The sequence below is a fragment of the bacterium genome, assembly GCA_016716565.1.
Taxonomy (GTDB): Bacteria; Bacteroidota; Ignavibacteria; order Ignavibacteriales; family Ignavibacteriaceae; genus IGN2.
Genome location: JADJWC010000002.1, coordinates 838,664 through 849,871, shown reverse-complemented (window position 1 = coordinate 849,871; position 11,208 = coordinate 838,664). Strand labels below are relative to the sequence as shown.

15 protein-coding genes are annotated in these 11,208 nt (G+C 37.6%); 14 read left to right on the top strand and 1 reads right to left on the bottom strand.

What is annotated here, in order from left to right:
* Nucleotides 1–69: 69 nt before the first annotated feature.
* The 14 genes from nuoB (at nucleotide 70) to IPM14_10625 (ending at nucleotide 10,499) form a co-directional block, all read left to right on the top strand.
* A complete protein-coding gene (nuoB, locus tag IPM14_10690) occupies nucleotides 70–489 on the top strand; it encodes an NADH-quinone oxidoreductase subunit NuoB (GenBank protein ID MBK9098559.1) in 420 nt (139 codons plus the stop codon).
* On the top strand, nucleotides 482–916 hold the full coding sequence (locus tag IPM14_10685; GenBank protein MBK9098558.1) for an NADH-quinone oxidoreductase subunit C: 435 nt from the start codon (nucleotides 482–484) through the stop codon (nucleotides 914–916). Before nuoB ends, IPM14_10685 begins: the two co-directional genes overlap by 8 nt.
* Complete coding sequence (locus IPM14_10680; GenBank protein MBK9098557.1) at nucleotides 909–2,090, top strand: nickel-dependent hydrogenase large subunit; 1,182 nt, start codon at nucleotides 909–911, stop codon at nucleotides 2,088–2,090. Before IPM14_10685 ends, IPM14_10680 begins: the two co-directional genes overlap by 8 nt.
* A complete protein-coding gene (locus IPM14_10675) occupies nucleotides 2,087–3,901 on the top strand; it encodes a hypothetical protein (GenBank protein MBK9098556.1) in 1,815 nt (604 codons plus the stop codon). The genes IPM14_10680 and IPM14_10675 overlap by 4 nt, the downstream gene beginning before the upstream one ends.
* 115 nt (nucleotides 3,902–4,016) lie before the next feature.
* The gene (locus tag IPM14_10670) at nucleotides 4,017–4,580 is read left to right on the top strand and encodes a DUF4040 domain-containing protein (GenBank protein ID MBK9098555.1); all 564 of its coding nucleotides are present in this window, start codon (nucleotides 4,017–4,019) and stop codon (nucleotides 4,578–4,580) included.
* Nucleotides 4,567–5,010 (top strand): MnhB domain-containing protein, encoded by a 444-nt coding sequence (locus IPM14_10665; protein ID MBK9098554.1) that lies wholly within the window; start codon nucleotides 4,567–4,569, stop codon nucleotides 5,008–5,010. Before IPM14_10670 ends, IPM14_10665 begins: the two co-directional genes overlap by 14 nt.
* 3 nt (nucleotides 5,011–5,013) lie before the next feature.
* Nucleotides 5,014–5,352 carry an NADH-quinone oxidoreductase subunit K gene (locus IPM14_10660; GenBank protein ID MBK9098553.1) on the top strand — a complete coding sequence of 113 codons (339 nt, stop codon included), beginning with the start codon at nucleotides 5,014–5,016 and terminating at the stop codon, nucleotides 5,350–5,352.
* Entirely contained in the window at nucleotides 5,349–6,836 is a 1,488-nt protein-coding gene (locus IPM14_10655; GenBank protein ID MBK9098552.1) for an NADH/ubiquinone/plastoquinone (complex I), read from the top strand. The genes IPM14_10660 and IPM14_10655 overlap by 4 nt, the downstream gene beginning before the upstream one ends.
* On the top strand, nucleotides 6,826–7,332 hold the full coding sequence (locus IPM14_10650; protein MBK9098551.1) for a Na+/H+ antiporter subunit E: 507 nt from the start codon (nucleotides 6,826–6,828) through the stop codon (nucleotides 7,330–7,332). Before IPM14_10655 ends, IPM14_10650 begins: the two co-directional genes overlap by 11 nt.
* Nucleotides 7,329–7,667, top strand: a complete 339-nt coding sequence (locus IPM14_10645) for a multiple resistance and pH regulation protein F (GenBank protein ID MBK9098550.1) — start codon at nucleotides 7,329–7,331, stop codon at nucleotides 7,665–7,667. The genes IPM14_10650 and IPM14_10645 overlap by 4 nt, the downstream gene beginning before the upstream one ends.
* Entirely contained in the window at nucleotides 7,660–8,022 is a 363-nt protein-coding gene (locus IPM14_10640) for a Na+/H+ antiporter subunit G (GenBank protein MBK9098549.1), read from the top strand. Before IPM14_10645 ends, IPM14_10640 begins: the two co-directional genes overlap by 8 nt.
* 24 nt (nucleotides 8,023–8,046) lie before the next feature.
* Entirely contained in the window at nucleotides 8,047–8,664 is a 618-nt protein-coding gene (locus IPM14_10635) for a 4Fe-4S binding protein (protein MBK9098548.1), read from the top strand.
* Complete coding sequence (locus IPM14_10630) at nucleotides 8,639–9,109, top strand: hydrogenase maturation protease (GenBank protein MBK9098547.1); 471 nt, start codon at nucleotides 8,639–8,641, stop codon at nucleotides 9,107–9,109. Before IPM14_10635 ends, IPM14_10630 begins: the two co-directional genes overlap by 26 nt.
* Nucleotides 9,096–10,499, top strand: coding sequence for a HAMP domain-containing histidine kinase (locus tag IPM14_10625; GenBank protein MBK9098546.1), 1,404 nt, complete (start codon nucleotides 9,096–9,098; stop codon nucleotides 10,497–10,499). The genes IPM14_10630 and IPM14_10625 overlap by 14 nt, the downstream gene beginning before the upstream one ends.
* On the opposite strand, the gene IPM14_10620 is transcribed toward IPM14_10625, so the two are convergent.
* Nucleotides 10,488–11,201, bottom strand: coding sequence for a sulfite exporter TauE/SafE family protein (locus IPM14_10620; GenBank protein ID MBK9098545.1), 714 nt, complete (start codon nucleotides 11,199–11,201; stop codon nucleotides 10,488–10,490). The two genes, IPM14_10625 and IPM14_10620, sit on opposite strands and share 12 nt — an antisense overlap.
* Nucleotides 11,202–11,208: the final 7 nt, after the last annotated feature.

The window sequence follows — 11,208 nt, the reverse complement described above, 5'->3', positions numbered from 1 at the left end:
TCGACAGGCTCAGACTGACAAACTGTTCTTTAATGAAGTGAGGAAATAAAAAATCTTTAAGGGATAAATATGAGTTGGTACAATAAGCGACTTGCGAAATCCATCTGGGTTTATCATATGAGTGCATCGCCGTGCAACAATTGCGATATTGAAATACTCGATCTGCTCACCCCGAAATATGATATTGAAAGATTCGGAATAAAGCTTGTCGGTTCAGTTCGTCACGCAGATGTAATTCTATTGAGCGGAGTGTTAAATCAGAAAGTTGCACCGCAGGTAGAAAAGATTTACGAGCAGGCGGCTAAACCTTGTTTTGTAGTTGGTGTAGGTACCTGTCCTGCATCCGGATGCTGTTTTAAGGATAGCTATAACACTGTTGAGAAACGTGAAGATGTCATCCCGATAAATCTTTATATACCGGGTTGCCCGCCAAAACCAGAGGCGATGATCGAAGGAGTTGTTAAACTTGTTGGAGTCCTAAATGCATAATTACAATGAATTTATTTCCTTAATGGGAAACAAAATCGTTTCAAAAGTTGAAAAGGAAAAAAGACTCTACTTTGAAGTTGAAAATCAGAATATAAAAGAAGTTGCAGATCATCTCTTTAATAAACTCGGATGCAGATTATCAACTGCAACAGCAACTGAAACATACAGAGGAATTGAAGTTCTTTATCATTTCTCACTCGATAAAACCGGAGAATATTATTGTCCTCGTGTTGTAATGAAGGACAAAAAAAATCCCAAGATGAATTCTCTAACTCCAATAGTTCGCGGTGCCGAGTGGATAGAACGAGAAATGTCTGAAATGCTCGGGATAACTTTTGAAGGTCATCCAAGACCAGAACCGCTTTTAACCGGAAATCATCCACAAAATATTAAAGTGCCTCTTAGAAAATGGAGAAGCAATGGATAAAAATGTAATACCAGTTGGTCCGTATCATCCGCTGCTTGAGGAAGCAGAATATTTCACTCTTCAGGTTGATGGTGAAACAGTTGTCGATATTGATCTGGAAATCGGATGGATGCATCGAGGACACGAGTTTATTTCTGAGTCGAAGACATTTACGCAATCACTGTATCTGGTGGAGAGAATTTGCGGAATCTGCTCAACATCTCACCCGCTTGCAGCTGTTCATGCAATGGAAGACGTGGATAATATTGAAATACCTTTGAGAGCGCGATACATCCGCACACTTGTTGGTGAGCTTGAAAGAATTCACAGTCATCTTTTATGGCTCGGCCTTGCGGGACATTTTATCGGCTATGATACATTGTGGATGTGGGCATGGAAATACCGTGAACCTGTTCTTCAGATGTTTGAAATAATTTCAGGAAACAGAAATCATTATGGAATGATGAGAGTGGGCGGTGTTGCTAAAGATGTTGATCCATCGAAAGTAAACAAATTGTTCGAGGTAATGGATGAAATTGAAAAGAAAATTGAAATGATAGCCAAAGCAGCCACTGATGATCCGGTTTTAAAATCAAGATTAAAGGGTGTGGGAGTTCTTACAAAAAAAGATGCGATTGATTTTTGTGCAGTTGGTCCGACTGCACGTGCTTCAGGAGTTCCAATTGATGTAAGAAAAGATGAACCGACAGATGCTTATGATCTTGTTGATTTCAAAATAATTGTTACTGAAAATGGGGATGTATTTGATAAAACAGTTGTAAGACTTCTTGAAACATTTGAATCAATTAAAATCTGCAAGCAGTGTCTTGAAAAACTGAAAACAGTAAATGGCGGGATAAGAAATAATGTGAAAGAAATTTCTCCCGGTGAAGGAATCGGAAGATACGAAGCACCACGTGGAGAAGTTTTTCATTATGTAAGGACCGACGGTACGAACAGACCTGTTCGGCACAAAGTTCGAGCACCAAGTTATGTAAATATTCCAACGTTCAAAGCTTCGTGTAAAGGGATACCAGTTGCGGACGCATTGATAACATTGGCGGCGGTTGATCCTTGTTATTGCTGCACTGAACGATCGTTAAAAATACGCGACAAGAATAATGAACCATACAAGATTAATCTGCTTAACCTCTCACGTGAAAAAACAGAACAGCTCAGGAGGCAAATGAAATGATAGTAAATGAACTTTTTCTGTTTTTAATAATTCCTCTTTCTGTAGGATTTGTTAATCTTTTTCTTCCGGCAGTCTTGCGGAAAGGATTAACTTTCCTCGCTCTTGTATTCGGACTTGTGATGGTTTATTTATTCTATCAAAGACCGATGGATTCTTTTGCTTACTTCGGACAAATAATTTTTTCATTAGACCAATTAGGTTTATTTGTTGTCGCATTCATACAAATACTTAGTTTCATAATTCTGATTTTCTCCCTTAATGGATTAGATAAAAACTCAGAGAAAAGATTTTTCTTCCTTTATCCAATAACAGTTTCATTCTGCAATGCAGTTGTTCTCAGTGAGCACGCACTTTCATTTTTGATTTTCTGGGGGCTTAGCGGATTAACACTTTATCTTTTCGCAACAATGGGCAAAACTCTCGACGCACCAAAAGCTGCTAAGAAAACATTTATAATTATTGGTGGAAGTGATGCTTTTCTGCTGATGGGTTTGGTGATAATGTGGCTGCTTTCTCCTGCAACCGGATGGTCACTTAACAATCCGCAAATTCCATTACAGGGAGAATATGCTCACATCGCATTTGTCTTTTTACTAATTGCAGCTTTTGCAAAAGCAGGTGCTTTTCCATTCCATACATGGGTACCTGATTTCAGTCAGAACTCACCTGTTGAAAGCGCCGCATTTCTGCCTGCGTCGCTAGATAAGCTGCTCGGAATATTTCTTCTTGCAAAAATGCTCACTTCACTTTTCGTCGTTTACCCATTAATAAATATGATTTTAATTTCTATCGGTGCATTAACAGTAATATCTGCTGTAATGATGGCGATGATCCAGCATAACGGATATAGACTTCTAGGTTATCACGCAGTAAGTCAGGTTGGTTATATGGTGATGGGAGTCGCAAGCGGAAGTGTTCTTGCTTTTGCAGGTGGATTATTCCATATGATAAATCATACAATCTATAAATCAAATTTATTCCTTTCATTTGGTTCTGTTGAAAAGAGAGCGGGAACAGCTGAGCTTGATTATCTTGGCGGACTTGGAAAAAATATGCCGATAACTTTTCTGATGGCTTTGATCGGTGCACTGTCCATTTCTGGAATTCCGCCATTCAATGGATTCTTTTCGAAGTGGATGATCTACCAGGGATTGATTGAAAAAACAGCAACACTTGGAGCCGGTTATCAGTTATGGCTTCTTGTGTGCATAATCATTGCCGTTTTCGGAAGTGCATTAACACTCGCAAGTTTTATGAAATTCCTGCATGCAGCATTCCTTGGAAGACGTCCTGATATATACAAAGACATAAAAGAAGCTCCAGCTAATCAGTGGTTATCAACCGGATTGTTATCAGCATTATGTGTTGTATTTGGAATATTAGCCGTGGCTCTGCCACTCAAATATTTCATCTATCCTGTTGTTGAAGCTTCAGGTATGAGCATTCCATCATTCGTTGGATTATATGACCCGATAATTGTCATTCTATTATTTGTTGTCGCATTCCTTGTCGGGATTTTGATTTATGGACTCACAGCAAAAGTAAGATACGATGATGTTTACGTTGGAGGAATGCCTGCATTGGAAAAATTCCGTGTTGCAGGGACAGAGTTTTATAATGAAGTTAGAAATTTCACTTTGCTTAAGTCAATTTATAATTATGCTGAGAAAAAGTATTTCGATCTTTATGAGATGGGAAGAGAATTTACTTTTTCATTTTCGGGATACTTGCAGAAAGCACATCCCGGTCAGCTTCAGCTTTATGTTCTTTATATGGTTATTGGCTTTCTGATAATAATGCTGGTGGTGTAGATAGCACGTGTCATTCTGAGCGAGTCTTCGAGCGAAGAATCTCCGAATAAAAGATTGAGATCCTTCACTTCGTGCAGGATGACAAAAACAATAAAAAGTTTTTCCGGAGGATTAAATGCCTGTTGAGTATTGGTTAATATTTATACTTATCGTAATGATAATCGCTTCAATTGCAGCTCTTGAGATGGAGGACATCCTCTCCTCAATTGTTGCAATTGGTGTTGTTGGTTTGGGAGTATCACTGTCTTTCCTTTTCCTTCAGGCACCTGATTTGGCAATTGTTCAATTCCTGTTTGAAATTTTTGCGGTGATAATTCTTGTGAGAGCATTTTTAAAGAAAGATTACCACAAAGAAAAACCTTCGACAATAAATAAAGTTCTTGCCGGAATAACAGTAATAACACTTGCTGCAATTTTTATTTTCAGTATTTCTGTTTTTGAACTACTTCCTCCTTTTGGAGAACCGCTGATGACAACTTCTCAATACTATCTCGATAACGGTGCTAAAGATACCGGTGCGGTAAATCTTGTCAGCTCAATCATTCTTGATTACAGAGCTTACGATACTCTAGGAGAGGTTACTGTTCTGTTCACAGCAATACTTGGGGCATTTACAATACTCAGAATAAAATCCAAATCGAAAAAAGATAACTCGGAGTTAAGTCATGCATCAAAATAGTGGTATGACATTAATAGTGAAAACCGTTACACGTATAAGTGTGTGGATGATTTTGCTTTACGGAATTTATATAATCTTCCACGGTCATCTTTCACCCGGAGGGGGATTTGCGGGAGGCGTAATCATTGCACTTGCTTTTCTGAATGTGATGCTTGCATACGGAAGAAAATTTACTTCGGACTGGCTTAACATCAGTTTTCTTCATGATGTTGAAGCAGCAAGTGCTACTTTATTTCTGGTAATAGGAATCCTTGGTTTATCGATAGGCGGCGCCTTCCTTGCGAACTTCATGACAAAAGGAGAATTGTTTGCGTTGATAAGTTCAGGCACAATCCTTCCGCTAAACATTGTAATTGGAATCAAAGTCGGAATGTCTCTCTTCCTTGTAGTATGGGTTCTGGCAGGTTCAAAAGCCGTGAAAGGAGAATGAGTTATGATCGTATATCTTCTTTGTTTTGCACTTCTTCTTGTTGGTATTTATGGTGTTCTTACTAAAAGAGATTTGATAAAGATCATTCTTTCGCTTGGAATTCTTGGTTATGCAGTAAATCTATTGCTTATACTATTTGCTTACAGAAATGATTCAGTTTATCCGATACTAGCAAAAGGAAAAGCCGTTGAACCAATGGTTGATCCGTTACCTCAAGCACTGGTGCTTACGTCAATTGTTATTGAGCTCGGAACAACTGCAATGCTTGTAGCACTGGCAATAAAACTCTTTGAAAAATATGGCACATTCGATATAACTGAGATTAGGAGGTTAAAAGGATGATACTTCCTTACTATATAATAATCCCCCTCCTTGCAGCATTTTTAATTACTCTAATTGCCGGGAAAAAAGATAACTGGGCAGTGATACTAAGTGTTATTTCTGTAACTGCTATGTTAATACTTTCGGTTTATTCATTTATAACAATGAATAAGCAGGTGGTTACCTATGAAATGAGTGCCTGGCCTATTCCATATGGAATAGTTTTAGTACAAGATGCACTTACATCATTTGTTCTGGTTATGGTAAGCATTATCTCATTCACATCACTCATTTTCTCCGTTCAATATATCCGGCATCTTTCCATGGACTGGAGATATTATGCCTTATTCATGCTGCTTGTTACAGGGATGAATGGTGTAATTGCAACGGGTGATCTTTTTAATCTTTTTGTTTTTATGGAGATTGCTCTTTTCTCTGCTTTCGCGCTCGTAGCCTATGGAAGCAGAGCAGAGGAGTTTGAAGCATCATTTAAATATGCTGTAATGGGTTCCGTTTCATCGACGTTAATTCTTGCGGGAATAGCAGTTCTTTACAGCGCCACATCCAATCTTAACATGGCAAAGATTGCTGAATTAATTCCGGCAGTAGATTCTAAAGTTATTTTTTGGGTTGGTGCATTATTCATTGCAGGATTTGGATTGAAGGCCGCAGCTATGCCTTTTCATGCATGGCTTCCCGATGCTCACTCTTCTGCACCGGCACCAATTTCATCAATGCTTTCTGGAGTATTGATCAAGGCGCTTGGAATTTATGTGCTCATCAGAATTTTCTATAATGTCTTTAACGCTCCAGAAATATTCATGAAAATCTTTTTAGTACTCGGAACTATTTCGATAATTATCGGTGTCTTCCTCGCAATTGGTCAGTGGGATATGAAACGACTGCTTGCTTACCACAGCATCAGTCAGATTGGTTATATTTTACTTGGAATGGGAATCGCAACGCCGCTTGGAATTCTTGGCGCAGTATTTCATCTATTTAATCATGCAATATTCAAATCACTTTTATTTTATAATGCTGGTTCTGTTGAGATGGCGCTTGGAACACGTGATTTAAGGAAGATGGGAAATCTGATGAAGATTTTACCGACAACATCACAAACTTCTCTGATTGCATCGCTTTCGATTTCCGGAATACCGCCGTTCAACGGATTCTTCAGCAAGTTAATTATAATAATTGCTGCATTACAGGCTGGTCTGCCATGGTATGCGATCTTCGCAATAGTTGGAAGCTTGTTAACGCTTGCTTCATTTATGAAAGTTCAGAGATATGGATTCAAGGGAGATACAGTAGTTGAAGCAGTAGAAAATAAAATAGGATGGCGAATGAACTCTGCAATGATAACGCTCGCAGTTCTATGTATCGTTACAAGTTTGATGATCGTTCCCGGAATTAAAGAAGTAACACTTGATCCGGTTGTTAAAGTAATTACGGATAAAACAGAATACATTCAGCTTGTTCTTGGAGGTATGCATGGAAATTAAAACTAAAAGCAGAATAATAGTATTTGTATTTGCTTTGCTTGTCTGGTTTGCCTTAACTGATATAAAAGATTATCAGGAAGCACTGATAGGTATTGGCATTTCACTCTTGATTACTTTTTTAGCGGGACATTTTTTAGTAACGACTGCAAAAAGCCAGCATCCGGTAAAGAGGTTTCTGCATTTTCTTCTATACATTCCTAAGTTTTTCTGGGAAATGATTAAGGCGAATCTTGAAGTTGCATATCTTGTTATTCACCCATTGCTGCCTATAAAGCCGGGAATTGTTAAAATTAAAACAAAGTTGAAAAAAGATTCTGCGATCACAGTCCTTGCTAATTCAATAACACTAACACCGGGAACAATGACAGTTGATGTTAATAAGGAAAAAGGTGAACTATACATTCATTGGATTAAAGTAAAAGCACAGGACACTGAAGCTGCCACGAAAGAAATATCAGAAAAATTTGAGAAAAGCCTTATGGAGGTATTTGAATGAAAATTCTGAAATGGACACTTGGACTAATCATCTTCGCTGCTTTCTTTTATTTTAATTTCTTCATTTACGAAGGCGACTTAATGCTAAAGTTTATAAATGTAATCCTGTTCAGTTCATTATTGGTTTTGATACGCGTAATAATTGGACCAACGGCAGCTGACAGGATTGTGGCTGTGGATATACTCGGCGTTTTAATTATCGGACTAACGGCTCTTCTAAGCTTATACTATGATGAATCTTTTTTTATTGATGTGGGACTTATTTGGGCTTTGCTTAGTCTTATTGCAACACTTGCCTTTTCAAAAATTCTTGAAGGGAGGCAGTTAGATGACTGATACCATTGGAATTGTTTTAATAGCAATCGGGATAATATTTGATTTTTTAGGAGTTCTTGGTTTAGTTCGTCTTCCGGATGTTTACAACAGACTTCAGGCGGCAACAAAGTGTGTTACATTCGGCTCGATGGGGATTTTGCTTGGCGTAATCGTAATGCAGGGATTTACAAGCTTTGGATTCAAAGCTTTAATTGGAATTATCTTCATTGTTCTTGCTGCACCAACAGCAGCACATGCAGTATCAAGAGCAGCTCATCGAAGTAAAATACCATTAGCAAAAATATCTGTTGTTGATAAATATGAAGAAGACAAAGAATTGAAAGATGAAACTTTAAAAGAAGAAGTGGAAGTCTAAAATCAAAAAGTTTGGAGCAGCAATATGTATCTTCCCAAAATACGAGAAATAAAAGAGGCGTTAACATCCTTCTTTTCGAAACCATATACTACCAGATTCCCGGCTGATGGATTCAAACCCGAGGAAGAATTCAGAGGTTTTCCAAGATATCATAGCAATGACTGCGTCGGTTGCGGAACCTGCGCACAGGTTTGTCCTGCCGGGGCAATTACAGTAACAGATTATTTGCATAATAAAATAAGGACGCTGCAAATTAACTATGCATCATGCATTCATTGCGGACAGTGCGAGGAACACTGCATCACCGAGAAAGGAGTAATTCTCAGTACCGAATACTCATTTTCCACAATGGATATTAACGATCCGAACATTCTTGAAAAAGTTGAAAAGGAAATTCTTCTTTGTGAAGTTTGTGGTTCTATCATCGCACCTATGGATCAGATCAAATGGATAAGACAGAGACTTGGAGCAAAAGCTTATGCGCATCCAAACTTTTTACTGAATATACAGAGAGAGTTTTTTGAACTTGAACCGTCAGAAGCAAAGTCAAGAATAAGAAGGGAAGACCAGATAAAAGAAGTTTGTCCGAAATGCCGTCATAAAATTGTTGTTGAAGATGAATTTTACGCATTTAACAGATGATCTTTCGAACTACAATAAAGAGGGAATTCTATTTGTAGGATTAGGTAACGAATATCGCGGTGATGATGGTGCGGGAATAGAATTCGTAGAGAGGCTTAAATCAAAAAAAGAATTTCAGAAATCTCAATTCATCATAGCAGGAAGAAATCCTGAGAATCATTTAGAAACAATTCTTAATCACAAACCTCAGGTTGTCGTGTTTGTCGATGCGGCACATTCCAATAATGAACCCGGAGGCGTAAAATATTTTACCGAAGAAGAAATTGAACAAACGGATTTCAGTACACACGCATTTTCAATCAATATCGTAAAAAATTATTTATTAAAAAATCAGAAAATGGATTTTATCTTCATTGGAATTCAACCTCTTTCGACAAGCTTGAATGAAGGAATATCGCAAACTGTTAAATCAAAACTCGACGAGTTCTTCAATGTTCAGGTTTGATCTCAGAACATCCGGAAGTGTAAAGCTGCCTTTCCATACAGTAGCTTCCTTGAAAGAAAGATTAGCATGGCTTACAAATATTCGGTGGATTGCAATTATTTCCCTGATTTTTTGCGTTCCTGTTGCCGACGAAATGTTTGGTTTCAGAATCGGTTTCGTTGAAATAACCAGCATAGCTGTTACCCTTATTATCATTAACATTTTGTTTTTCTTTATTGCAAGATATTTTCCCTTTAAAAATGAATACCAGGAACTTGCGTTTCTTGAACTTCAGATACTAGTTGATTTGTTCTTCATTTCATTCATAATTCATTATTCGGGTGGAATAGGAAATCCATTCTACTTTCTGTATCTCGTGCAGGTAATACTTTCGGGTATTATATTTCCCGGAAAATTTCTTCCATATTTCAATGCGATTATTGCTGCTCTGCTTTTGACTGTATGGACAGTTCTCGAACATCTTTTTATGGTTGACAGATATTTACTTAGGACTGAACCGGCATCATTAGCTTTGATAATAACTTCACTCATTGCATTTTACATTACAAACTTTGCCGTTGTTTATATCATTAATTACTTTATGAATGGTTACAGGGCACTAAAACGAATTATTGACGAAAAAAATGTTCAGCTTGAAAAAGCTATTAAAGACAGAAGCAGAACATTCCGGTTTGCTGCACACGAATTAAAGTCGCCGATGATTGCAATTCAAAGTACGCTTGATGTTGTAAAAACTTTATTTGCTGATGATCTGAGAAAAGAAGTAAGAGACATGGTATTCAAAGCGGAACGGAGATCCTCACAGGTTATTGATATGATAAAGGAAATGATAACTGTTACTCAATACAACCTTGGAATGGAAAAACCTGTATTTGAAAATGTTGATTTTGATGAATGGTTGAATGGAATCGTGAATCATCACAAACCCTATGCTGATAAAAAGAATATTTTTCTGGAATATTATCATCTGCCGGTTCAATTTAATATCAGGATAGATGTTAATGGATTTGAAAAAGTAGTCAGCAATCTTGTAAGTAATGCGCTGAGATACACTCTTTCAGGTGGGAAAGTAGTTGTTGAAACTTTTATTGGTGATTTTACTTACGGATTTCTTGTTAAGGATACAGGTATTGGAATTCCAAAGGAGGATATTGAAAAAATATTTGAGGAATTTTACAGAAGTAAAAATGCCAGAGAAACTGAACAAATCGGAACAGGACTCGGGTTAAATCTTGTAAAAGAAATTGTTGAACACTACAGCGGTAATATCTCAGTTTTAAGTCAGCTTGGAAAGGGAAGTGAGTTCAAAGTTGAGTTCCCGATTCAAGAAGAAGTAAACCATTTAAATAGGAATGAATCTCAGAATCAAATAACAGCATTACAACCCTAAAAACTTAATCGATATTCCACACAATAAAATCAATCCGCCTGCAACTGCGTGAGAATATTTTGCGGCACCCTCAAATGAAAAAATCTTTAATCCGTATAAGCTGCCGGTTACGACCAAAAGCATTGTCCCTATTGTTGCAATTGAAAATGTCACGGTTACAAAAGCCAAAGTTAACACACTATGGTTCATTGCCGGAAACATCAGCAACGGAATAAGCGGCTCGCAAGGACCGAATAAAAATATTGTAAATATAATCCACGGAGTAATTGAGTTTACTTTTTTACTGTCATGAACGTGAGCATGGTTTTCTGAATGATTGTGGCTGTGCGTATGAAATGTTCCGTCTTCGTGAAAGTGTGCATGCGAGTGATGTCTGCTTTTATAAATATGCCGGATTCCCCACGCGAAATACAATAATCCAAAAGTAATAAGAAGCCAGCCTGCAAGGTCACCACGGAATGACTCAATAAACTCAAGACTGCTGAGAGCTATTCCCAAAGCAATACCAATTATCCCAAGAACTACAGAACTAAGTACATGCCCGATTCCCGCAATTGTGGTAATCCAAATAGTTTTTTTCTTACTCCAGTTACCAGCTTTTGACATCGCAATAAAAGGTATGTAATGGTCGGGACCAAGTATAGTATGAATGAAACCGATGGAAGTTGCAGTTAAAATCAATGCGAGAGATGACTGTTCCATAATATTC